Origin of the sequence: Parasalinivibrio latis, from assembly GCF_036825535.1 — a bacterium.
Classification (GTDB): Bacteria; Pseudomonadota; Gammaproteobacteria; order Enterobacterales; family Vibrionaceae; genus Parasalinivibrio; species Parasalinivibrio latis.
The window spans coordinates 3,431,568-3,456,244 of sequence record NZ_CP098812.1 but is presented as its reverse complement, the minus strand read 5'-3'; the positions used below and the strand labels follow the sequence as shown (position 1 = coordinate 3,456,244).

13 protein-coding genes, 5 tRNA genes and 6 rRNA genes are annotated in these 24,677 nt (G+C 50.1%); 20 read left to right on the top strand and 4 right to left on the bottom strand.

The window, feature by feature from the left end; genetic code table 11:
* The first annotated feature begins 9 nt into the window (after nucleotides 1-9).
* From NF212_RS15595 to metA, 14 genes are all read left to right on the top strand, one after another.
* Nucleotides 10-85: transfer RNA gene (locus NF212_RS15595), tRNA-Glu, on the top strand.
* Nucleotides 86-340: 255 nt separating this feature from the next.
* Nucleotides 341-3,231 (top strand): 23S ribosomal RNA (locus NF212_RS15590).
* Nucleotides 3,232-3,334: 103 nt separating this feature from the next.
* Nucleotides 3,335-3,450: ribosomal RNA gene (gene rrf, locus NF212_RS15585) — 5S ribosomal RNA — on the top strand.
* 451 nt (nucleotides 3,451-3,901) lie between these two features.
* Complete coding sequence (locus tag NF212_RS15580; RefSeq protein ID WP_434357183.1) at nucleotides 3,902-4,462, top strand: NAD(P)H-dependent oxidoreductase; 561 nt, start codon at nucleotides 3,902-3,904, stop codon at nucleotides 4,460-4,462.
* Between the two features lie 11 nt (nucleotides 4,463-4,473).
* Nucleotides 4,474-5,721 carry a NupC/NupG family nucleoside CNT transporter gene (locus NF212_RS15575; RefSeq protein ID WP_434357181.1) on the top strand — a complete coding sequence of 416 codons (1,248 nt, stop codon included), beginning with the start codon at nucleotides 4,474-4,476 and terminating at the stop codon, nucleotides 5,719-5,721.
* A gap of 667 nt (nucleotides 5,722-6,388) precedes the next feature.
* Nucleotides 6,389-7,941 (top strand): 16S ribosomal RNA (locus tag NF212_RS15570).
* An 89-nt stretch (nucleotides 7,942-8,030) separates the two neighbouring features.
* Nucleotides 8,031-8,106, top strand: a tRNA-Glu gene (locus NF212_RS15565).
* Nucleotides 8,107-8,125: 19 nt separating this feature from the next.
* Nucleotides 8,126-8,201, top strand: a tRNA-Lys gene (locus NF212_RS15560).
* A gap of 64 nt (nucleotides 8,202-8,265) precedes the next feature.
* Nucleotides 8,266-8,341 (top strand) — tRNA-Val (locus NF212_RS15555).
* Nucleotides 8,342-8,597: 256 nt separating this feature from the next.
* Nucleotides 8,598-11,488 (top strand): 23S ribosomal RNA (locus tag NF212_RS15550).
* A gap of 103 nt (nucleotides 11,489-11,591) precedes the next feature.
* Nucleotides 11,592-11,707: ribosomal RNA gene (rrf, locus tag NF212_RS15545) — 5S ribosomal RNA — on the top strand.
* A gap of 46 nt (nucleotides 11,708-11,753) precedes the next feature.
* Nucleotides 11,754-11,829: transfer RNA gene (locus NF212_RS15540), tRNA-Thr, on the top strand.
* Nucleotides 11,830-11,843: 14 nt separating this feature from the next.
* A 5S ribosomal RNA gene (gene rrf / locus NF212_RS15535) occupies nucleotides 11,844-11,959 on the top strand.
* The 16S, 23S and 5S rRNA genes sit together here with 4 tRNA genes alongside, the layout of an rRNA operon.
* 238 nt (nucleotides 11,960-12,197) lie before the next feature.
* Complete coding sequence (gene metA, locus NF212_RS15530) at nucleotides 12,198-13,148, top strand: homoserine O-succinyltransferase MetA (RefSeq protein WP_434357179.1); 951 nt, start codon at nucleotides 12,198-12,200, stop codon at nucleotides 13,146-13,148.
* Nucleotides 13,149-13,205: 57 nt separating this feature from the next.
* Here the strand turns inward: metA and NF212_RS15525 are convergent, their stop codons facing one another.
* Complete coding sequence (locus tag NF212_RS15525) at nucleotides 13,206-14,483, bottom strand: cation:proton antiporter (protein ID WP_434357177.1); 1,278 nt, start codon at nucleotides 14,481-14,483, stop codon at nucleotides 13,206-13,208.
* A gap of 194 nt (nucleotides 14,484-14,677) precedes the next feature.
* Here NF212_RS15525 and metH point away from each other — a divergent pair, with 194 nt between their 5' ends.
* A complete protein-coding gene (metH, locus tag NF212_RS15520) occupies nucleotides 14,678-18,355 on the top strand; it encodes a methionine synthase (RefSeq protein ID WP_434357175.1) in 3,678 nt (1,225 codons plus the stop codon).
* A gap of 46 nt (nucleotides 18,356-18,401) precedes the next feature.
* Here metH and NF212_RS15515 read toward each other — a convergent pair whose 3' ends face one another.
* Nucleotides 18,402-18,821, bottom strand: a complete 420-nt coding sequence (locus NF212_RS15515) for a secondary thiamine-phosphate synthase enzyme YjbQ (protein WP_434357173.1) — start codon at nucleotides 18,819-18,821, stop codon at nucleotides 18,402-18,404.
* Between the two features lie 224 nt (nucleotides 18,822-19,045).
* Between NF212_RS15515 and pgi the strand changes: the two genes are divergently transcribed.
* Nucleotides 19,046-20,698: a glucose-6-phosphate isomerase gene (gene pgi / locus NF212_RS15510; protein WP_434357171.1), complete on the top strand. Its 1,653-nt coding sequence runs from the start codon at nucleotides 19,046-19,048 to the stop codon at nucleotides 20,696-20,698.
* A gap of 74 nt (nucleotides 20,699-20,772) precedes the next feature.
* On the opposite strand, the gene NF212_RS15505 is transcribed toward pgi, so the two are convergent.
* Complete coding sequence (locus NF212_RS15505) at nucleotides 20,773-21,237, bottom strand: chemotaxis protein CheX (RefSeq protein ID WP_054676849.1); 465 nt, start codon at nucleotides 21,235-21,237, stop codon at nucleotides 20,773-20,775.
* 20 nt (nucleotides 21,238-21,257) lie between these two features.
* Complete coding sequence (gene zur, locus NF212_RS15500) at nucleotides 21,258-21,713, bottom strand: zinc uptake transcriptional repressor Zur (RefSeq protein WP_434360899.1); 456 nt, start codon at nucleotides 21,711-21,713, stop codon at nucleotides 21,258-21,260.
* A gap of 339 nt (nucleotides 21,714-22,052) precedes the next feature.
* Between zur and dusA the strand changes: the two genes are divergently transcribed.
* The 4 genes from dusA to NF212_RS15480 all read left to right on the top strand — a co-directional run bounded on the left by dusA (nucleotide 22,053) and on the right by NF212_RS15480 (nucleotide 24,597).
* On the top strand, nucleotides 22,053-23,024 hold the full coding sequence (gene dusA, locus NF212_RS15495) for a tRNA dihydrouridine(20/20a) synthase DusA (protein WP_434360898.1): 972 nt from the start codon (nucleotides 22,053-22,055) through the stop codon (nucleotides 23,022-23,024).
* Between the two features lie 169 nt (nucleotides 23,025-23,193).
* Complete coding sequence (pspG, locus tag NF212_RS15490) at nucleotides 23,194-23,436, top strand: envelope stress response protein PspG (RefSeq protein WP_434357169.1); 243 nt, start codon at nucleotides 23,194-23,196, stop codon at nucleotides 23,434-23,436.
* A 156-nt stretch (nucleotides 23,437-23,592) separates the two neighbouring features.
* A complete protein-coding gene (locus NF212_RS15485) occupies nucleotides 23,593-24,237 on the top strand; it encodes a TIGR04219 family outer membrane beta-barrel protein (RefSeq protein ID WP_434357167.1) in 645 nt (214 codons plus the stop codon).
* Between the two features lie 126 nt (nucleotides 24,238-24,363).
* A complete protein-coding gene (locus NF212_RS15480; protein ID WP_434357165.1) occupies nucleotides 24,364-24,597 on the top strand; it encodes a thymidylate kinase in 234 nt (77 codons plus the stop codon).
* The last annotated feature ends 80 nt before the right edge of the window (nucleotides 24,598-24,677 follow it).

The following is a 24,677-nucleotide window of genomic DNA, read 5'->3' as shown; positions in this document are numbered from 1 at the left end:
TGGCACAGTGTCCCGTTCGTCTAGAGGCCTAGGACACCGCCCTTTCACGGCGGTAACAGGGGTTCGACTCCCCTACGGGACGCCACTTGTTAAATGCATTTTTTAATTGCCTTTAGAAAGTGGTTTTACATCACTCTCTCTTTTATAGAGAAATGCTCTTTAACAATCTGGAAAGCTGACTAGTAATTCAATCGAAAGATTGGATTGTTTGCGAAAGCAAACAAGTTCTCAAAGCAAACACATTCAAGTGTTTTGGTAGTGCTTTAAGCACAACTCAATTTGAGTACGGCGAAAACCAAATCTTGGTCAACGTATGACTCGAAACTCCTTCGGGTTGTATGGTTAAGTGACTAAGCGTACACGGTGGATGCCTTGGCAGTCAGAGGCGATGAAGGACGTATTAACTTGCGATAAGCCCAGATAAGGCAGTAAAAGCCACTTGAGTCTGGGATGTCCGAATGGGGAAACCCACTGGCATAAGCCAGTATCGCTGCGTGAATACATAGCGCAGCGAGGCGAACCGGGAGAACTGAAACATCTAAGTACCCCGAGGAAAAGAAATCAACTGAGATTCCGGCAGTAGCGGCGAGCGAACCCGGATTAGCCCTTAAGCGTTTTAAGTGTTAGTGGAAGCCTCTGGAAAGTGGCGCGATACAGGGTGACAGCCCCGTACACGACAATGCTTTTAGCGTGAAAACGAGTAGGACGGGACACGTGTTATCTTGTCTGAAGATGGGGGGACCATCCTCCAAGGCTAAATACTCCTGACTGACCGATAGTGAACCAGTACCGTGAGGGAAAGGCGAAAAGAACCCCTGTGAGGGGAGTGAAATAGAACCTGAAACCGTGTACGTACAAGCAGTGGGAGCCCACTTGTTGGGTGACTGCGTACCTTTTGTATAATGGGTCAGCGACTTAATTTCAGTAGCAAGGTTAACCGCATAGGGGAGCCGTAGGGAAACCGAGTCTTAACTGGGCGTGCAGTTGCTGGAATTAGACCCGAAACCGAGTGATCTAGCCATGGGCAGGTTGAAGATTGAGTAACATCAATTGGAGGACCGAACCGACTAATGTTGAAAAATTAGCGGATGACTTGTGGCTAGGGGTGAAAGGCCAATCAAACTCGGAGATAGCTGGTTCTCCCCGAAAGCTATTTAGGTAGCGCCTCGGACGAATACTACTGGGGGTAGAGCACTGTTAAGGCTAGGGGGTCATCCCGACTTACCAACCCTTTGCAAACTCCGAATACCAGTAAGTACTATCCGGGAGACACACGGCGGGTGCTAACGTCCGTCGTGGAGAGGGAAACAACCCAGACCGCCAGCTAAGGTCCCAAAGTTATCGCTAAGTGGGAAACGATGTGGGAAGGCCCAGACAGCCAGGATGTTGGCTTAGAAGCAGCCATCATTTAAAGAAAGCGTAATAGCTCACTGGTCGAGTCGGCCTGCGCGGAAGATGTAACGGGGCTAAGCGATACACCGAAGCTGCGGCAATGCGATTAATCGTATTGGGTAGGGGAGCGTTCTGTAAGCGGCTGAAGGTGCACTGTAAGGTGTGCTGGACGTATCAGAAGTGCGAATGCTGACATGAGTAACGACAAAGGGGGTGAAAAACCTCCTCGCCGGAAGACCAAGGGTTCCTGTCCAACGTTAATCGGGGCAGGGTGAGTCGGCCCCTAAGGCGAGGCCGAAAGGCGTAGTCGATGGGAAACGGGTTAATATTCCCGTACTGCTGATAACTGCGATGGGGGGACGGAGAAGGCTAGGTGGGCCGGGCGACGGTTGTCCCGGTTCAAGGGTGTAGGCTGAGAAATTAGGTAAATCCGGTTTCTCTTAAGGCTGAGACCTGATGTCGAGCCACTACGGTGGTGAAGTCATTGATGCCATGCTTCCAGGAAAAGCCTCTAAGCTTCAGGTTATCAGTAACCGTACCCCAAACCGACACAGGTGGTCGGGTAGAGAATACCAAGGCGCTTGAGAGAACTCGGGTGAAGGAACTAGGCAAAATGGTACCGTAACTTCGGGAGAAGGTACGCTGCCCTTGGTGAAGTCCCTTGCGGATGGAGCTGAAGGCAGTCGCAGATACCAGGTGGCTGCAACTGTTTATTAAAAACATAGCACTGTGCAAATTCGAAAGAAGACGTATACGGTGTGACGCCTGCCCGGTGCCGGAAGGTTAATTGATGGGGTTAGTCTTCGGATGAAGCTCTTGATCGAAGCCCCGGTAAACGGCGGCCGTAACTATAACGGTCCTAAGGTAGCGAAATTCCTTGTCGGGTAAGTTCCGACCTGCACGAATGGCGTAATGATGGCCACGCTGTCTCCACCCGAGACTCAGTGAAATTGAAATCGCAGTGAAGATGCTGTGTACCCGCGGCTAGACGGAAAGACCCCGTGAACCTTTACTACAGCTTGGCACTGAACATTGAGCCTACATGTGTAGGATAGGTGGGAGGCTTTGAAGCGGTGACGCCAGTTGCCGTGGAGCCATCCTTGAAATACCACCCTTGTATGTTTGATGTTCTAACTTGGCCCCGTTATCCGGGGTGAGGACAGTGCCTGGTGGGTAGTTTGACTGGGGCGGTCTCCTCCCAAAGAGTAACGGAGGAGCACGAAGGTGGGCTAATCACGGTCGGACATCGTGAGGTTAGTGCAATGGCATAAGCCCGCTTGACTGCGAGAATGACGGTTCGAGCAGGTGCGAAAGCAGGTCATAGTGATCCGGTGGTTCTGAATGGAAGGGCCATCGCTCAACGGATAAAAGGTACTCCGGGGATAACAGGCTGATACCGCCCAAGAGTTCATATCGACGGCGGTGTTTGGCACCTCGATGTCGGCTCATCACATCCTGGGGCTGAAGTCGGTCCCAAGGGTATGGCTGTTCGCCATTTAAAGTGGTACGCGAGCTGGGTTTAGAACGTCGTGAGACAGTTCGGTCCCTATCTGCCGTGGGCGTTGGAGAATTGAGAGGGGCTGCTCCTAGTACGAGAGGACCGGAGTGGACGAACCTCTGGTGTTCGGGTTGTCACGCCAGTGGCATTGCCCGGTAGCTAAGTTCGGAATCGATAACCGCTGAAAGCATCTAAGCGGGAAGCGAGCCTCAAGATGAGTTCTCCCTGACACTTTAAGTGTCCTAAAGGGTTGTCGGAGACTACGACGTAGATAGGCAGGGTGTGTAAGCGCTGTGAGGCGTTGAGCTAACCTGTACTAATTGCCCGTGAGGCTTAACCATACAACACCCAAGGGGTTTTGTGCGTACTCAAGAGAATCAAACATCTTGAATGTGTAAGAGAACACGCTAGAAGACATCAGCTTTCAAGATTGTACCGAATTTGTCTGGCGACCATAGCATTGTGGCTCCACCTGAACCCATGCCGAACTCAGAAGTGAAACGCAATAGCGCCGATGGTAGTGTGGGGCCTCCCCATGTGAGAGTAGGACATCGCCAGGCTTTAAATTAGAAGAAGCCCTGACTTAACCGTCAGGGCTTTTTTCCGTTTTGGAAAAAGGAAACCGGACCAGGGAAGAAAAGGTCCTGGAAAAGCAGGGTAGGGAAGATCAGCGGCGAGTACGGAGTGGTGCGTAGAAAAAAGCCTTGTGCAACTTCCCCCGAACCCATACATTTTCTCGCCTCTCGCCTCTCGCCTCTCGCCTCTCGCCTCTCGCCTCTCGCCTCTCGCCTCTCGCCTCTCGCCTCTCGCCTCTCGCCTCTCGCCGATATTTCGATTAGTCACCACTGACATCAGCCCTCCAATCAAAATTCACTGTGATATCTCCTACATATCCAAACTAATTCATTTCTTGATTTGCCAAGCTTGTGGAATATTTGCGCCGGTTTTTTTGGCCTCATTTTGGGTCAGGCGAAAGTTACATACGCAGGCCTTTTTGTGTTTGGAGAGTGTGTGAGTCGTATATTACTGATATCCGGGCATCCGGATTTATCTTCATCCCTTGCAAATAAGACTATTTTGGAAAAGCTGTCCGGGTTTTCAGGGCTTGAGGTTCGGGCGCTGGATACCCTGTATCCCGATTTCCATATCGATGTGGAAACTGAACAGCATGCTCTGATGTGTGCAGATGTGGTGATTTTCCAGTTCCCTCTGTACTGGTCGACATATCCGGCCATTATGAAGCAGTGGTTTGATGCTGTTTATACCTTCAATTTTGCTTTCGGCCCAGAAGGTGACAAGTTAAAGGGTAAAAAAACGATTCTTTCTATTACCTGTGGTGCCACTGAAAATTCTTACAGTGAGGGGGAGTTTAACTTTTTTGTCCTGGACCGGTATTTGGATGCAGCCATGCATCCGGTAAAAGCTGCACAAATGAATATCATCGACTCTGTTATTACCTTTGAAATGAATGCTGTTGAAGCTGAAGGGGGTAATGCAGAACAAGTATTGGCTTTATCAGCTTCCCACGCTGCACGACTTATTAAATCCATCCAAAGCCTTAATTCAATCTAAAGGAATTCTCTATGTGGCAGTCGTTGTTGGGTATTTTTACCCTGCTTGCCCTTGCTTACCTGTTTTCAAATGCCCGTAATCATATTAACTGGCGGACTGTCGGTGGTGCATTAATTCTCCAACTGTTGATATCTGGATTTGTATTGGCGACGGCATTTGGCGAAAGTGTCCTGCTGGGGATCTCCAATGGTGTATCTAGTGTGCTTGGATACGCATCTAAAGGTATCGCATTTGTGTTTGGTAACCTGGTGACCTTCCAGGTGGAGAACCTTGGCTTTGTATTCGCGTTCCAAGTGCTCCCAGCCATCATTTTTACTGCCGCACTGGTTAGCCTTTTACATTACATGGGGATAATGCAGATCTTTGTGAAGATTTTGGGTGGAGGACTGCAAAAAGCTATCGGGTCTTCAAAAGCTGAGTCGATGAACGCAATAGCCAACACAGTGTGTGGACAAACGGAAGCGCCTTTATTTGTTAAGCCCTGGCACCCGCATCTAACCAAATCTGAAATCTTTGCCATTATGGTGGGCGGCCTGGCTTCTATTGCAGGCTCGATTCTCGCAGGACTTGCGGGTATGGGTGTTGAAATTAAGTACCTGGTTATGGCGTGCTTTATGAGTGCTCCAGCCGGATTACTATTTGCCAAGCTTCTGGTACCGGAAACTGAGCAACCGGTTAATGATGTACCGGAGCTGCCTGATGATCAAAAGCCGGCAAACTTTATTGATGCGATTGCCAAAGGGGCTATTTCAGGTTTGCAGATTGCTGTGGTGGTAGGTGCGATCCTTATTGCCTGTATCGGTCTGATGGCCATGGTAAACGGAATGTTGGGATGGTTCGGGGAGTTGTTTGGTTATGAAGGGCTGACCCTGGAGTTGATTCTGGGAGTGCTGTTCGCACCTGTAGCCTGGTTGATAGGTATTCCTTGGGCTGAAGCCCATATCGCAGGATCGTTTATCGCCCAAAAGCTTGTCCTGAACGAATTTGTTGCATACGCCGGGTTTGCTCCCTATATATCAGGCGAGTCCATAGTCGATGCTACAGGTATGGCTATGTCGCCAAAGTCAGTGGCGATTATCACTGTTGCGCTTTGTGGCTTTGCCAATATCGGATCAGTATCAATGGTCGTTGCTGCGTTGAGCACAATGATCCCAAAACAATCCGGCTATATTGCGCAGGTTGGTATGAAAGTCTTGCTTGCGGCTACATTGGCAAACTTGTTGTCAGCGACAGTAGTTGGTTTGTTCGTGAGTATTTAATAAAAAGCCCGCATCTCTTGATGCGGGTTTCCTTTATGGGAGATAAAGCTGCCGTATTGAATTGTATGCTTTGCAGTCATTTTAAATTTTGAATTGGCTTTTTACGGTAACTGGGCTTTCTGAAAAGTGTGATTTTGTATGATTCGTGTTCGGTTGAGCATGAAAGTGCAGTTTTTTCAAAAATAGGGGTTGTAAGAGTGATCTGGATCCCTATAATGCGTCCTCACCGACACGGCGGACAGGCAACGACTTCGCAGTGACGGGAAGGCTCCGGGAGCTTTCAAAAACAAATTGAAAACAACTGCTTGACAGGGTTTTGGATTTGTTTAGAATGGCCGCCCGCTTCAACGCAAAACCTTCGGGTCAGCGGTTGAGGGAAGTCAAAAAGAGACTTTGAAAATACTTCAGATTTTCTTCTTGACTTTGGGTTGGAGGCGAGTAAGATACGCAGCCTCGACATTCAGTGGCAACGCTGACAAGTCAACGCTCTTTAACAATTTGACCATGCAATCTGTGTGGGCGCTCGTTGAAACAGAATAAAGAATTTATTCAATGAATCGAGTGACCAAACGAGATTCCTGAAAAGGAATATCGGCACAGTCAATTCTATCTATGAAAATAGATAAACAGTATTCATTGAGCCAAACCTTCGGGTTTGAAAAAACTTTAATTGAAGAGTTTGATCATGGCTCAGATTGAACGCTGGCGGCAGGCCTAACACATGCAAGTCGAGCGGCAGCGACAACAACAATCCTTCGGGAGCGTTGTTGGGCGGCGAGCGGCGGACGGGTGAGTAATGCTTGGGGATCTGCCTCTGGGCGGGGGATAACTACTGGAAACGGTAGCTAATACCGCATAATGTCTACGGACCAAAGCGGGGGACCTTCGGGCCTCGCACCCAGAGATGAGCCCAAGTGGGATTAGCTAGTTGGTGGGGTAATGGCTCACCAAGGCGACGATCCCTAGCTGGTCTGAGAGGATGATCAGCCACACTGGAACTGAGACACGGTCCAGACTCCTACGGGAGGCAGCAGTGGGGAATATTGCACAATGGGGGAAACCCTGATGCAGCCATGCCGCGTGTGTGAAGAAGGCCTTCGGGTTGTAAAGCACTTTCAGCAGTGAGGAAGGTGGTGTAGTTAATAGCTGCACCATTTGACGTTAGCTGCAGAAGAAGCACCGGCTAACTCCGTGCCAGCAGCCGCGGTAATACGGAGGGTGCGAGCGTTAATCGGAATTACTGGGCGTAAAGCGCATGCAGGCGGTCTGTTAAGTCAGATGTGAAAGCCCCGGGCTTAACCTGGGAGTTGCATTTGAGACTGGCAGGCTAGAGTCTTGTAGAGGGGGGTAGAATTCCAGGTGTAGCGGTGAAATGCGTAGAGATCTGGAGGAATACCGGTGGCGAAGGCGGCCCCCTGGACAAAGACTGACGCTCAGATGCGAAAGCGTGGGGAGCAAACAGGATTAGATACCCTGGTAGTCCACGCCGTAAACGATGTCTACTTGGAGGTTGTGCCTATAAGGTGTGGCTTTCGGAGCTAACGTGTTAAGTAGACCGCCTGGGGAGTACGGCCGCAAGGTTAAAACTCAAATGAATTGACGGGGGCCCGCACAAGCGGTGGAGCATGTGGTTTAATTCGATGCAACGCGAAGAACCTTACCTACTCTTGACATCCAGAGAAGCTTGAAGAGATTCGAGTGTGCCTTCGGGAGCTCTGAGACAGGTGCTGCATGGCTGTCGTCAGCTCGTGTTGTGAAATGTTGGGTTAAGTCCCGCAACGAGCGCAACCCTTATCCTTGTTTGCCAGCGAGTCATGTCGGGAACTCCAGGGAGACTGCCGGTGATAAACCGGAGGAAGGTGGGGACGACGTCAAGTCATCATGGCCCTTACGAGTAGGGCTACACACGTGCTACAATGGCATATACAGAGGGCAGCGAGACCGCGAGGTGGAGCGAATCCCAGAAAGTATGTCGTAGTCCGGATTGGAGTCTGCAACTCGACTCCATGAAGTCGGAATCGCTAGTAATCGTGGATCAGAATGCCACGGTGAATACGTTCCCGGGCCTTGTACACACCGCCCGTCACACCATGGGAGTGGGTTGCACCAGAAGTAGATAGCTTAACCTTCGGGAGGGCGTTTACCACGGTGTGATTCATGACTGGGGTGAAGTCGTAACAAGGTAGCCCTAGGGGAACCTGGGGCTGGATCACCTCCTTACCTAAACTGCTTCATGAGTGTCCACACAGATTGCTTGGTCGAAAAGTAAAGAGAGTATTTTGTTGGGGTGCCCAAAGCCCTGGCACAGTGTCCCGTTCGTCTAGAGGCCTAGGACACCGCCCTTTCACGGCGGTAACAGGGGTTCGACTCCCCTACGGGACGCCACTTCATTGAAGTGAACGACGGGTCGTTAGCTCAGTCGGTAGAGCAGTTGGCTTTTAACCAATTGGTCGAAGGTTCGAATCCTTCACGACCCACCATCTTCCCCACAGAAGATGTAAAACTGTTTTGGTTCTGCTTTTTCAAAAGTGGAAACAAATTTGTGGGCGATTAGCTCAGTTGGGAGAGCACCTCCCTTACAAGGAGGGGGTCACTGGTTCGAGCCCGGTATCGCCCACCACTCTTTAAGCGCATTTGCAAAAGTGTCCTTAGAAAGTGGTTCCTTGTCTCTTGTAGACACCGAAACACATGCTCTTTAACAATCTGGAAAGCTGACTAGTAATTCAATCGAAAGATTGGATTGTTTGCGAAAGCAAACAAGTTCTCAAAGCAAACACATTCAAGTGTTTTGGTAGTGCTTTAAGCACAACTCAATTTGAGTACGGCGAAAACCAAATCTTGGTCAACGTATGACTCGAAACTCCTTCGGGTTGTATGGTTAAGTGACTAAGCGTACACGGTGGATGCCTTGGCAGTCAGAGGCGATGAAGGACGTATTAACTTGCGATAAGCCCAGATAAGGCAGTAAAAGCCACTTGAGTCTGGGATGTCCGAATGGGGAAACCCACTGGCATAAGCCAGTATCGCTGCGTGAATACATAGCGCAGCGAGGCGAACCGGGAGAACTGAAACATCTAAGTACCCCGAGGAAAAGAAATCAACTGAGATTCCGGCAGTAGCGGCGAGCGAACCCGGATTAGCCCTTAAGCGTTTTAAGTGTTAGTGGAAGCCTCTGGAAAGTGGCGCGATACAGGGTGACAGCCCCGTACACGACAATGCTTTTAGCGTGAAAACGAGTAGGACGGGACACGTGTTATCTTGTCTGAAGATGGGGGGACCATCCTCCAAGGCTAAATACTCCTGACTGACCGATAGTGAACCAGTACCGTGAGGGAAAGGCGAAAAGAACCCCTGTGAGGGGAGTGAAATAGAACCTGAAACCGTGTACGTACAAGCAGTGGGAGCCCACTTGTTGGGTGACTGCGTACCTTTTGTATAATGGGTCAGCGACTTAATTTCAGTAGCAAGGTTAACCGCATAGGGGAGCCGTAGGGAAACCGAGTCTTAACTGGGCGTGCAGTTGCTGGAATTAGACCCGAAACCGAGTGATCTAGCCATGGGCAGGTTGAAGATTGAGTAACATCAATTGGAGGACCGAACCGACTAATGTTGAAAAATTAGCGGATGACTTGTGGCTAGGGGTGAAAGGCCAATCAAACTCGGAGATAGCTGGTTCTCCCCGAAAGCTATTTAGGTAGCGCCTCGGACGAATACTACTGGGGGTAGAGCACTGTTAAGGCTAGGGGGTCATCCCGACTTACCAACCCTTTGCAAACTCCGAATACCAGTAAGTACTATCCGGGAGACACACGGCGGGTGCTAACGTCCGTCGTGGAGAGGGAAACAACCCAGACCGCCAGCTAAGGTCCCAAAGTTATCGCTAAGTGGGAAACGATGTGGGAAGGCCCAGACAGCCAGGATGTTGGCTTAGAAGCAGCCATCATTTAAAGAAAGCGTAATAGCTCACTGGTCGAGTCGGCCTGCGCGGAAGATGTAACGGGGCTAAGCGATACACCGAAGCTGCGGCAATGCGATTTATCGCATTGGGTAGGGGAGCGTTCTGTAAGCGGCTGAAGGTGCACTGTAAGGTGTGCTGGACGTATCAGAAGTGCGAATGCTGACATGAGTAACGACAAAGGGGGTGAAAAACCTCCTCGCCGGAAGACCAAGGGTTCCTGTCCAACGTTAATCGGGGCAGGGTGAGTCGGCCCCTAAGGCGAGGCCGAAAGGCGTAGTCGATGGGAAACGGGTTAATATTCCCGTACTGCTGATAACTGCGATGGGGGGACGGAGAAGGCTAGGTGGGCCGGGCGACGGTTGTCCCGGTTCAAGGGTGTAGGCTGAGAAATTAGGTAAATCCGGTTTCTCTTAAGGCTGAGACCTGATGTCGAGCCACTACGGTGGTGAAGTCATTGATGCCATGCTTCCAGGAAAAGCCTCTAAGCTTCAGGTTATCAGTAACCGTACCCCAAACCGACACAGGTGGTCGGGTAGAGAATACCAAGGCGCTTGAGAGAACTCGGGTGAAGGAACTAGGCAAAATGGTACCGTAACTTCGGGAGAAGGTACGCTGCCCTTGGTGAAGTCCCTTGCGGATGGAGCTGAAGGCAGTCGCAGATACCAGGTGGCTGCAACTGTTTATTAAAAACATAGCACTGTGCAAATTCGAAAGAAGACGTATACGGTGTGACGCCTGCCCGGTGCCGGAAGGTTAATTGATGGGGTTAGTCTTCGGATGAAGCTCTTGATCGAAGCCCCGGTAAACGGCGGCCGTAACTATAACGGTCCTAAGGTAGCGAAATTCCTTGTCGGGTAAGTTCCGACCTGCACGAATGGCGTAATGATGGCCACGCTGTCTCCACCCGAGACTCAGTGAAATTGAAATCGCAGTGAAGATGCTGTGTACCCGCGGCTAGACGGAAAGACCCCGTGAACCTTTACTACAGCTTGGCACTGAACATTGAGCCTACATGTGTAGGATAGGTGGGAGGCTTTGAAGCGGTGACGCCAGTTGCCGTGGAGCCATCCTTGAAATACCACCCTTGTATGTTTGATGTTCTAACTTGGCCCCGTTATCCGGGGTGAGGACAGTGCCTGGTGGGTAGTTTGACTGGGGCGGTCTCCTCCCAAAGAGTAACGGAGGAGCACGAAGGTGGGCTAATCACGGTCGGACATCGTGAGGTTAGTGCAATGGCATAAGCCCGCTTGACTGCGAGAATGACGGTTCGAGCAGGTGCGAAAGCAGGTCATAGTGATCCGGTGGTTCTGAATGGAAGGGCCATCGCTCAACGGATAAAAGGTACTCCGGGGATAACAGGCTGATACCGCCCAAGAGTTCATATCGACGGCGGTGTTTGGCACCTCGATGTCGGCTCATCACATCCTGGGGCTGAAGTCGGTCCCAAGGGTATGGCTGTTCGCCATTTAAAGTGGTACGCGAGCTGGGTTTAGAACGTCGTGAGACAGTTCGGTCCCTATCTGCCGTGGGCGTTGGAGAATTGAGAGGGGCTGCTCCTAGTACGAGAGGACCGGAGTGGACGAACCTCTGGTGTTCGGGTTGTCACGCCAGTGGCATTGCCCGGTAGCTAAGTTCGGAATCGATAACCGCTGAAAGCATCTAAGCGGGAAGCGAGCCTCAAGATGAGTTCTCCCTGACACTTTAAGTGTCCTAAAGGGTTGTCGGAGACTACGACGTAGATAGGCAGGGTGTGTAAGCGCTGTGAGGCGTTGAGCTAACCTGTACTAATTGCCCGTGAGGCTTAACCATACAACACCCAAGGGGTTTTGTGCGTACTCAAGAGAATCAAACATCTTGAATGTGTAAGAGAACACGCTAGAAGACATCAGCTTTCAAGATTGTACCGAATTTGTCTGGCGACCATAGCATTGTGGCTCCACCTGAACCCATGCCGAACTCAGAAGTGAAACGCAATAGCGCCGATGGTAGTGTGGGGTCTCCCCATGTGAGAGTAGGACATCGCCAGGCTCCAAATTTTAAAATTCGCAGCAAGCGGGTTTAAAAACAGTTTCGTGCTGATATAGCTCAGTTGGTAGAGCGCACCCTTGGTAAGGGTGAGGTCCCCAGTTCAAATCTGGGTATCAGCACCAGCTTTAAAAATTTTCTCGGTGGCAATAGCACAGTGGCCCCACCTGATTCCATGCCGAACTCAGAAGTGAAACGCTGTCGCGCCGATGGTAGTGTGGGGTCTCCCCATGTGAGAGTAGGTCACTGCCGAGAGCCAATTTAGAAAAGCCCTGACCATAAGGTCAGGGCTTTTTGCATATATAACCACTAAAAATCAAACCTTTCCCTCCTCTTTGCTTTCTTCTGTTTGCGTGCATTCGTTTCAGGTTGCCAATTGTTTGCCAACTTTCCCTTGAACCCTCGAGATTGATAGTTTAATTTTAATTAGAAATGGATTTCTGGACGTCTATACATCCTTGGCGTCCATGAGTGAAAAGTAGGGAGTAATACCATGCCGATTAAGATTCCTGATCAGTTGCCAGCTACGGATATCCTGCGTCAGGAAAACATCTTTGTGATGAGTGAAAGCCGGGCAACGACCCAGGAAATACGCCCACTGAAGGTGTTACTCCTCAACCTGATGCCCAAGAAGATTGAGACGGAAACACAATTTATGCGCCTGCTGTCCAACTCCCCTCTCCAGGTGGATGTTGAACTGCTGCGTATCGATGATAGACCAAGTAAGAATACGCCAGAAGAGCATCTCAATACGTTCTACCGCCAATTCGAAACGATTCGAAACCGGAACTTTGATGGACTGATTGTTACCGGCGCCCCGTTGGGGTTGGTGCAGTTTGATGACGTGATCTACTGGGACCACTTGGAGACAATCGTTAACTGGGCAAAAGATCATGTGACTTCAACCCTGTACGTTTGTTGGGCTGTTCAGGCGGGGCTTAAAATGCTTTATGGGCTTCCCAAGCGAACCAGGAAACAAAAGCTGTCAGGTGTCTATTGGCATGACACCTACAAAGATAACAGCCATCATCCGCTTTTAAGGGGGTTTGATGATGCCTTTCTTGCCCCTCATTCTCGTTTTGCCGATTTCCCTCCGGAATTTCTGGAAGAAAATACCGATCTGGATTTACTGGTAACTTCTGAAGAGGCTGGCACCTATATGGCAGCAACGAAGGACAAGCGGCATGTCTTTGTCACTGGTCATCCCGAGTATGATCACCTGACTCTCCATCACGAATATGTTCGGGATACGGGGGAAGGCATGGAACCGGCGGTCCCTGTCAATTACTACCCGGATAACAACCCGGACAACCCGCCGCGAGTCAGTTGGCGTAGCCATGGGCATTTGTTGTTTTCTAACTGGCTGAACTACTGTGTCTACCAGCAGACACCTTACGATCTTGACCATTTCTCGGAAGAGTATTTCACCCGGGATGAAGATTAATAACCCATACATACAAAAACGGCCTGCATTTGCAGGCCGTTTTAACATTCGATGCGGTTACATGTTGCGTTCAATCACCTTGGCTTTCTCGATCATTTTGGTAATGGTTGAACCCTGGATAAGGATTGAGAACACCACTACGGCGTAAGTCATCACCAGAATAATTTCGCGAACATCAATGTTCTTTTCCGGAATAACCATTACACCAGCCGGGATAGACATCGCCATAGCCAGCGCCAGGCCACCGCGCAGCCCACCCCAAGTGAGGATTTGTACTGACAGTGGGTTGTAATCACGGTAACGGTTAAAGCCAATATAACAGAGTCGTACACTGACCCAGCGACCCAGCAACACCAGTGGAATCGCAATAGCCATAACGACCCAGTCTTCCTGATGGAAAGTAAACTGAATGATTGCCAGACCGATCAGCAAGAACAGCACACTGTTAATAAATTCATCGACCAACTCCCAGAAATGGTCGAGGTGATCCTCACTCTCCGGAGAGAAGCCGATGTAGCGGGTCCAGTTACCAATCATGATGCCAGCCACCACCATTGCCAGTGGACCGGATACCCCGATAACGTCGGCAAAAGCATAACCGGCGGTAGGGATACCCAGAGTCAGCAACAATTCCATTGAGTGGTCGTCGGTCGAGCAGATAAGCCAGTGGAAAAGAAGGCCAAGCAAGCCACCGTATACTAGCCCGCCAATCGCTTCATGCAGGAAAAGCTGAACAACACCGAATGCTGTTGGCTCTTCTGTACCAAATGCAATGGTGAACAGCGTAACGAAAATCACCAGGCCGAAGCCGTCATTGAAAAGGGATTCACCTTCAACCTGGATAGAAATACGGCGAGGCGCTTTCAGCTGGCGGATAATGGCCAGCACTGCGATTGGGTCTGTGGGTGAAATCAGCGCACCGAACAACAGGCAATAGATAAGGCCCATATTGATGCCAAGAAGCTGGAAAATGCCGTAGAGAGCAAAACCGATAAAGAAGGTGGAAATCAGTGTGGCAACCAGGGCCAGAACGGTAATTTCCCACTTTTGATCTTTGAGGTTTGGCAGCTTGATACCAAGGCCACCGGCAAACAGCAGGAACCCCAGAACACCTTTGAGAAGAAAACTTTCGAAATCGATGCTGGAAAGGGTTTGTGCGGCGAGATCCTGAAGGTAAAACCAGTCGCGCTGACCGGCGATGATAATGAGAAGGGAGAGGATAAGGGCGCCAGCCGTAATAGCGATGGTGGTCTGCATCCTTCCGATTTTGCTGTTTATAAATGCGATGAGCATTGACGCTGCGGCCAGAAAACACAGCGTGGCATAAACGGACATTCTAAACCTCGTATGTAAGATTCGACTCTGTTCAAAATTTGTAAGGGAATATAAAGGTAGCAAGGTCTGAAAACCATAACTCTTTCGCCATAAAGACGAGAATCATGGTTATAAGTTAGGATAAATAGACGTCTAGATTTCCATTAGAGCTATGATACTATGTTGCTCTGCTGTAAATGATGTGAGGGAACACCGTGGCGGTATCAGTTAAGGAAAATATAAAAAACCTGCTTGCTCAGCGAATTCTGATCATTGATGGTGGTATGGGCACCATGATTCAGGATTATAAACTGCAGGAAGAGGATTACCGCGGCGAGCGATTCAGTGATTGGCATTGTGACCTGAAAGGGAACAATGACCTTCTTGTACTTACTCAGCCTGAACTGATTAAGGAAATCCACGGCGCTTACCTTGAAGCCGGTGCGGATATTCTGGAAACCAACACCTTTAATGCTACCACCATCGCAATGGCGGACTACGATATGCAGTCCCTCAGTGCCGAAATTAATTTTGAAGCGGCGAAACTGGCCCGACAGACGGCGGATGAGTGGACGGCAAAAAATCCGGAAAAGCCCCGCTTTGTCGCGGGTGTGCTTGGCCCAACGAACCGAACTTGTTCTATATCACCGGATGTGAATGACCCGGGCTACCGCAACGTTACCTTTAATAAACTGGTCGAAGCATACGCAGAATCCACCCGCGCCCTGATGGAAGGTGGCTCAGATATCATCCTGATAGAAACCATCTTTGATACCCTCAATGCCAAAGCCTGTGCTTTCGCCGTTGAGCTGGTGTTTGAAGAAAAGGGTGTTTCTTTGCCGGTGATGATCTCCGGTACTATTACCGATGCATCCGGTCGTACCCTTTCAGGGCAGACCACCGAGGCTTTTTACAACTCTCTTCGCCACATCAAGCCTGTTTCCTTTGGTCTTAACTGCGCCCTTGGCCCGGATGAGCTACGCCAATATGTCGAAGAGCTTTCACGAATCAGTGAATGCCATGTTTCTGCGCACCCCAATGCCGGCTTGCCAAACGCATTTGGCGAGTATGATCTTAGCCCGGAAGACATGGCTGCTGAGATTGGTGAATGGGCGCAAAGTGGCTTCCTAAACATGGTGGGGGGCTGCTGCGGCACCACACCGGAGCATATCCGTGAAATAGCCCGGGTAACAGCCTCCGTCAAGCCGCGTGCGTTGCCGGATATCAACGTTGCCTGCCGACTCTCCGGCCTTGAACCCCTTACTATTGAAAAAGATTCCCTGTTTATCAATGTGGGTGAGCGGACCAATGTGACCGGTTCTGCGAAATTCAAGCGTCTTATCGTAGAGGAAAACTACGATGAAGCGCTGGAAGTTGCCCGGCAACAGGTAGAGAACGGTGCCCAGATCATCGATATCAACATGGATGAGGGGATGCTGGATGCCAAGGCTGCCATGGTGCGTTTCCTCAACCTGATTGCCTCGGAGCCCGAGATTTCCCGTGTGCCTATTATGATCGACTCTTCGAAATGGGATGTCATCGAAGCGGGCCTGCAGTGTATTCAGGGTAAAGGTATTGTGAACTCTATTTCCCTGAAAGAAGGGAAAGAAGCCTTTATTCACCATGCCAAACTGCTGCGCCGCTATGGTGCTGCTGTGATTGTGATGGCCTTTGATGAGGTGGGCCAGGCGGATACCCAGGAACGTAAAACCGAGATCTGTACCAATGCATACCGGATACTGGTTGATGAGGTGGGCTACCCGCCGGAAGATATCATTTTCGACCCGAACATCTTTGCCGTTGCTACCGGTATTGATGAGCACAACAACTATGCTGTCGATTTCATCGAGGCTGTCGGTGATATCAAGCGGGATTTGCCCCATGCGATGATCTCCGGTGGTGTATCCAATGTTTCATTCTCCTTCCGCGGGAACAACCCGGTGCGTGAGGCTATCCACGCTGTATTCCTTTACCATGCCATTAAGAGGGGCATGGACATGGGTATCGTCAATGCCGGTCAGCTGGCGATTTATGATGACCTGCCTGAAGAGTTGCGTGTTGCGGTGGAAGACGTGGTGCTCAACCGGCGTGATGATGCAACCGAGCGCCTTCTTGATATTGCCGACAATTACCGGGACAGCGGAAAGCTAGAGGAAGACAGCTCTGCCCAGGAGTGGCGGAGCTGGCCGGTCAACAAACGCCTTGAACATGCGCTGGTGAAGGGCATTACCGAGTTTATTGTTGAAGATACAGAGGAAGCGCGAGCCAACGCTGAAGCGCCGCTGCATGTGATTGAAGGCCCGTTGATGGATGGCATGAACGTGGTTGGCGACCTCTTCGGTGAAGGCAAGATGTTCCTGCCCCAGGTGGTCAAGTCAGCCAGGGTAATGAAGCAGGCGGTCGCTTACCTGGAGCCTTTCATTGATGCGCTGAAACAGGAAGGGCAAACCAACGGCAAAATCCTTCTTGCCACAGTAAAAGGCGATGTTCACGACATTGGCAAGAATATAGTCGGGGTTGTGCTGCAGTGTAATAACTATGAAGTGATTGATCTCGGGGTGATGGTTCCGACCGACAAGATCCTCAAAGTCGCCCGCGAGGAAAATGTCGACATCATTGGTTTGTCCGGCCTTATCACCCCGTCACTGGATGAAATGGTGCACGTCGCCAAAGAGATGGAGCGCCAGGGATTCGACATTCCGCTTTTGATTGGCGGCGCGACGACCTCCAAGGCGCACACGGCGGTGAAGATCGAGCAGAATTACCACGGCCCGGTAGTTTATGTACCGAATGCTTCGCGCGCCGTCGGTGTATGCTCAGATCTTCTGTCTGAAACACGCCGCCCGGCTTTCCTTGAAAAACTGGCTGAAGACTACGATATCGTTCGTGACCAGCATGCCCGCAAAAAGCCGCGTACTGCGCCGGTGAGCCTGGAAAAGGCCCGGGATAACCGCGTGCCGATTGACTGGGTTGCCTATACGCCACCGGCTCCGGTCAAGTCAGGTATCCATGTGTTCAAGGATTTCCCGGTTTCAACCCTTCGACAGTATATCGACTGGACGCCATTCTTTATGACCTGGTCATTAAGCGGTAAATTCCCCGCCATTCTTGATCATGAGCTGGTGGGTGAAGAAGCCCGTAAGCTTTACCAGGATGCCAATGCACTGCTAGATCGTGTCGAGGCGGAAGGCATTATGAAGGCGAACGGTATTTGCGGACTGTTTCCAGCCAACTGTGTGGGACATGACGATATTGAAGTGTACACCGATGAAAGCCGCAGCGAAGTGCTGACTGTCCTCCATGGACTGCGCCAGCAAACGGAAAAGCCCCGAGGCCCGAATTACTGCCTCAGTGATTTTATTGCGCCCAAAGAAAGCGGAAAAGCAGACTGGATTGGTGCGTTTGCAGTGACAGGTGGCATTGGGGAGTATGAGCTGGCTGAGCAGTTCAAGGCAGAGGGTGACGATTACAATGCCATCATGATTCAGGCGGTGGCAGACCGTCTGGCAGAGGCTTTTGCAGAATGCCTGCATGAGACCGTGCGGAAAGAAATTTGGGGCTATGTACCGGATGAAAGCCTCAATAATGAAGATCTTATCCGCGAGAAATACCAGGGCATCCGCCCGGCTCCCGGCTACCCTGCGTGTCCGGAGCATACTGAAAAGGGTACCCTGTGGGATCTGCTCAATGTTGAACAGTCCATCGGTATGAAGCTGACGGAGAGTTTTGCCATGTGGCCTGGGGCATCGGTATCCGGCTGGTATTTCTCCCACCCGGATTCCCGCTACTTTGCGGTTGCCAAGATCCAGCCGGATCAGCGTGACAGCTATGCTGACCGTAAAGGTTGGGATCTGCTGGAAGCTGAAAAGTGGCTTGGGCCAAACCTGGACTGATCTTTACCTTTCTTAAGCAAGCCGGCACAGATGCCGGCTTTTTTCCTCACTCGCCTTGTATGGTGGCAACGATACGGCGCGCCCCACCATGGTCTCGGTGTTCACCCAGATAAATTCCCTGCCAGGTTCCAAGTGCCAGTCTGCCCTGTGTGATTGGAATGGAGACACTGGCACCAAGCAAAGATGCTTTAATATGTGCAGGCATGTCGTCCGGTCCCTCGTATGTGTGGCGGTAAAATGGTGCATTTTCCGGCACGGTATGGTTGAAATGGGCTTCCATATCGGTACGTACCGTCGGATCTGCGTTTTCATTGAGGGTCAGGCTGGCGGAAGTGTGTTGGATAAACAGGTTCAGCAGGCCAACAGAAAGTGAGCGTATTTCCGGCAGTTGTTGTTCAATTTCATCAGTTATTAAATGAAAACCTCTTTGCCGGGCATTTAATTTAATCTCTTTTTGATACCACATGTTACTTACCTGTATGATCCGGAGAGAATTTGCCGAGCTAAGCTAATTTGCTTGTTACTGACGTAAAGCAAAACGGCTGGCAATATTGTGGGTAACAATTGCACGATTGGTTGTAAAATAACAAGTTTTAAAGTTCAACAACCAGTTTGAGAACAGATTAACCGGGGCGGTGGGTAGTGCCAACACTACCGGCCGATATCTGAAAAAACCTTGAGACAAAGACTATGTTGAAAAACATCAACCCAACTCAAACTCAAGCCTGGAATGCGCTGACAGCCCACTTCGAGCAAGCGCAGGACTACGCTCTGAAAGATCTTTTTGCTGCCGATGCAGAGCGCTTCAATAAGTTCTCTCTTCAGTTCGCGGATCAGATCCTGCTGGATTACTCCAAAAACCTGATCACTGAAGAAACCCTCGAGAAGCTGCTTGCCCTTGCCGAGCAGACTGAGCTGAAAACAGCGATTGAAGCCATGTTCAGCGGTGAGAAAATTAACCGCACTGAAGATCGTGCAGTACTGCACGTTGCACTGCGTAACCGCGGCAATGCACCTATCGTGGTTGACGGTGAAGATGTCATGCCTGCGGTCAATGCTGTACTGGCCCAGATGAAAGAGTTCTCTGAGCGTGTTATCAGCGGCGAGTGGAAAGGTTATACCGGCAAGGCAATCACAGATGTTGTGAATATCGGTATCGGTGGTTCTGACCTCGGTCCTTACATGGTTTGTGAAGCGCTGGCTGCATATAAAAACCACCTCAACATGCACTTTGTGTCAAACGTTGATGGTACCCATATCGCAGAGACGCTGAAGAAGCTGGATCCGGAAACTACCCTGTTCCTGGTTGCTTCCAAGACCTTCACGACTCAGGAAACCATGACCAACGCGCACAGTGCCCGTGACTGGTTCCTGGCTGCTGCCGCTGACCAGGCGCATGTTGCCAAGCACTTTGCTGCCCTGTCTACCAACGGTAAGGCTGTTGCCGAGTTCGGTATCGACACTGCCAACATGTTTGAGTTCTGGGACTGGGTTGGCGGCCGTTACTCCCTGTGGTCAGCAATCGGTCTGTCTATCTGCCTGTCTGTAGGTTATGACAACTTTATTGAGCTGCTGGCCGGTGCCCATGACATGGATAACCACTTCCGTGGCACTGAATTCAGCGCCAACATGCCGGTACTGCTGGCATTGATTGGTATCTGGTACAACAACTTCTACCATGCTGAAACTGAAGCTATCCTGCCGTACGACCAGTACCTGCACCGCTTTGCTGCGTACTTCCAGCAGGGCAACATGGAATCCAATGGTAAGTACGTTGACCGTGAAGGCAATCCAGTGGATTACCAGACTGGCCCAATTATCTGGGGTGAGCCGGGCACCAATGGCCAGCATGCGTTCTACCAACTGATCCACCAGGGCACCAAGATGATCCCTTGTGACTTTATTGCCCCTGCAGTAAGCCACAACCAGATCAGCGACCATCATCCTAAACTGCTTGCGAACTTCTTCGCCCAGACTGAAGCGCTGGCATTCGGCAAGAGCCAGGAGCAGGTGGAAGCGGAATTCGCTGCTGCCGGTAAGAGTGCGGAAGAGGTGAAGGACCTGGTACCATTCAAGGTATTCGAAGGTAACCGCCCAACCAACTCAATCCTGGTTAAGCAGATTACCCCTCGTGTTCTGGGCAGCCTGATTGCCATGTACGAGCACAAGATCTTCGTCCAGGGTGTGATCCTGAATATCTTCAGCTTTGACCAGTGGGGCGTTGAGCTCGGCAAACAACTGGCTAACGCTATCCTGCCTGAGCTGGGTGGTGATGAGAACGTTGAGAGCCACGACAGCTCTACAAATGGCCTGATTAACGCATACAAACAGTGGCGTGCGTAATCTGCCAGCTATAAAAAATGCCGCGCTTGATGCGCGGCATTTTTGTCTCGGGCTAACACCAAGAAGAGAGTGAATCAACTGTCGAAACAGATTTCGATGTAAGCTGCACCGTATTCAGAGTTGAAAGGCATGATGATAATCGGGCCTTCACTCTTGTGAGTAATTGTGTGGTTCAGACCAGACACAACAATAGGCGTTGCCATATCAAAATCGAATCCTTGCTCTGCCAGAATACGTTTGGCACCACCGGTAACCATATTGGTGATCTCGCCAACCATATCGGTCACTTCTTCATTAATTTCCGCAGGCTTTTCACCCAGCATACGGTTCATGATCTCAAGCGCGAGGCCTTCTTCAAAGGTAACAGAGAATGAACCCTTGGTTTTTGGCCCCACCATACCAATCAGACCTGAAACGTCCCCTTTGGCGACTTCACCTTTTTTCAGGCGAGGCTTCTGAGGTGTCAAATCCATAGTTGCCATGGTCTTCATGACATTGAGTAAAGAGATCAGAAATGGGTTTACAAATTCTGCGCGCATAATTGTTCTTCTGTTTCCTTTTATTTTTGGCCTTGTTTTTGTTGGCAGTGCAGGCATTGACCGTGTGTTTCCACGACATGATGACTGACGGTAAAGCCATGATTATCTGCCTTGAGGCCTAACATTTCGGCCAACTCGTCGGCATGGCATTCATCAACATTTCCGCAACTGTCACATATCAGTAGCTGGGAGCAATGCTCCGGCTTACCTAAATGACGACAGGCAATATAACTGTTGGTTGACTCAACTTTATGAACAAAGCCCTGAGCCAACAGAAAATCGAGTGCCCGGTAAACCGTAGGTGGCTTTGCCTGGGGCTCAGTTTCCCGCAAAAGGTCCAACAACTCATACGCAGAAATAGCCCGGTTATCGGACAAAATCAGCTGAAGTACACGCCCACGCTGAGGGGTAAGACGAACACCCCGCTGTTCGCAAAGTTGCTGAGCCTGCGCTAACAATTGCTGGTGACTGACCATATCCCCTCGAAATGGCTGAATATATTTTGACATTCTAACAACAGCCGTTCCGTTTGGCATCTCTCTAAGCTTATCTGACACCTATAGTATTAACTTTAGTCACAAATATTGCGAAGTGTATGATGGAGGCAACTTCTATTCATTTGGGCTGCGTGTTGGGTTTTTAAACAAAATCCGTTAAGATCGCGCGCCCCGGCGTTTGATGTACTGCCGGAGAGCAGGATTTACCGAGATTTTCTCAGTCTAGCCGGAGCAAAAATGCTGAACAACCAACCGATTTCCACTGAAAACGTTTCTTCTGTGCAGGATGCCGTACAGCCATTTACTGCGGAGCTGCCTATGATGCGTTTTTCTGTTGCTCCTATGCTGGATTGGACCGACCGCCACTGCCGTTTCTTTCATCGCAAGTTGACTCAGCGTGGTCTGCTATACACTGAGATGGTCACCACCGGTGCGATTATTCACGGCAAGGGTGATTTCCTTAAATACAACGAGGAAGAGCATCCGGTTGCTTTGCAGCTTGGTGGTTCAAACCCGGCAGATTTGGCTCACTGTGCCAAGCTGGCCCAAGAACGTGGTTACGATGAGATTAACCTTAATGTGGGCTGTCCGTCAGACCGGGTGCAAAATGGCAAGTTTGGTGCGTGCCTGATGGGCGAAGCTGAGCTTGTGGCGCAATGTGTTGCTGCGATGCGTGAAGTGGTGGATATCCCGGTCACTGTAAAAACCCGTATCGGTATTGATGATCAGGACTCTTACGAGTTCCTGCGTGATTTTATCAGCACGGTAAGTGACAAGGGAGGGTGTGAGCAGTTCACCATCCATGCCCGTAAAGCCTGGTTGAGTGGTCTTAGCCCGAAAGAAAACCGTGAAATTCCACCACTGGACTACCCACGTGTATACCAGCTGAAAAAAGAATTCCCTCACCTTCTGATGGCAATCAACGGCGGTGTAAAAACCTTGGAAGAAGCCGAGGAACACCTCAAGTATATGGACGGTGTGATGATAGGCCGTGAGGCATACCAGAACCCTTACATGATGGCTGAAATAGACCAGCGCCTGTATGGTGAAAACAAGCCGGTTGTGAAACGCTCTGCGGTAGTGGAATCTATGTACCCGTACATTGAAGAGCAACTGGGCAAGGGTACTTACCTGGGTCATATCACACGCCATATGCTGGGACTCTTCCAGAATATGCCGGGGGCACGGGGCTGGCGCCGCCATATCAGTGAAAATGCCCATAAGCCGGGTGCGGGTGTGGAAGTACTGCAAAAGGCTCTGGCATTTATCCCGGCAGAATTGGATGTATAGTCAACTTCACTAAATAGCTTGGTGAATTTCGCCAGATTACTGATTTTAAGAAGAGGAGGCTAGAATGCCTCCTCTTTTCTATCTGCATGAAAAATAATGTTATTACGCTGATTTTAAAGAGTTGGCGTGCGAATTGCTGTGTACATGTGAAACGAGAAGGAGGAAGAAAATGGCTGAATTACTGTTTCTTGTCGGTTTTGCGTTAATGTTGGTGGTAACCGGCGTAAGCTTTCTGGGAGTGGCACTGGCTCTGGGCGTTGCCTTTGTCCTGATGCTGGTGGCCGGTATGGTCGGCGTGATGTTTAAGCTGCTGCCTTGGCTGTTGGTGATCGCTGTCGGAATCTGGCTGTGGAGAAAAGATAAAACATCCCCGGCTAAACGCTACTACCGTCAACAAAGGCGTTATCGCTGATAAATTACCCATGAATATTGGAATCGGAGTCCGGAAACGGATTCCGATTTGCTTAATTTCCACGCAAATCTGACGGTTATCAGGGGAAAATCCGCCAGTCGTCTGATATAGTTTGCAGCAGATTCCTATCAAGACCCTTGAAACAAAGGACACCCAATGAAAAAGACGCTTTTGACCCTTGCTGCCCTGGCTGCGGTTTCTGCCGTTCCAGCCCACGCTGATGTCCTGCTGGGCGGTAAAGCAGCTGTAGACGGTTGGTTTGCTGACGGAAAAGTAAACAACACAGAATACAATGATGTGGATACCGTTTTTTCCGGTTACGTAGCATTGGAACACCCAATTCCGCTGATTCCTAATGCCCGCATTGGATTTACACCGGTAGAGATTGGTTCAAACGGTTCTGCTGCTTCTTTCGATCAGGTCGATTACACTGCTTATTACGAAATTCTTGATAACGACCTGGTATCTCTGGACTTGGGTGTAACTCTTCAGAATTTCCAAAATGGTAATATTGGAGTGCATTCTTTTGACGAGTGGGTACCCGCTGTTTTCGGTGATGCTCGTGTCAATCTGCCTATGACTGGCCTGGGTGTATTCGCAACAGTTAACGCTGGTGCTTATGATGACAACACCACCCGTGATATGCGTGCCGGTATCCAGTGGTCCCTGCCTTTGGCTGTGGCTGATCTGAACCTGCGTGGCGGTTACCGCATGATGGATTACGATTTTGATGGTGTGTGGAAAAATAACGGCAAAGTCGAAGTCGACGGCTTCTTCCTGGGTGCCGAGCTGGATTTCTAATACCTGCAATCCACTTTTAAGTTATCCCTAATATGAGACCTCGCACTTATGCGGGGTCTTTCTGTTTGCGAAACGCCTGACTTTGTACCACCTTTACAAAGACCTCTTGGTAAACAGGCAAGCGGAATGACGAAAGACCAGTTGCAGGTGCTGTACTCTCAGGAATTGCTGGTGGAAGCGGTTGTAGAGCCTTCTATCCAGAATCAGGGATGGATTGTTGAATTTCGGCATGCCAGAGGGGGATTAGTGCCGATGACTGACCGTTTGGGAGTCGAAATCTGTTTTGAAAGTGCAGATATGGCCACGGTCAATGCACTAGAAGTCGGCTTTCGTCAGGTCAGAATTGTCGATGAAGTGTGACTTCATGCCCACCTATTATCCTCATTTGTTATAAAACATGCTCATCTATTCTTTCTTGTTATTTGGTGTAGTGGCTAATC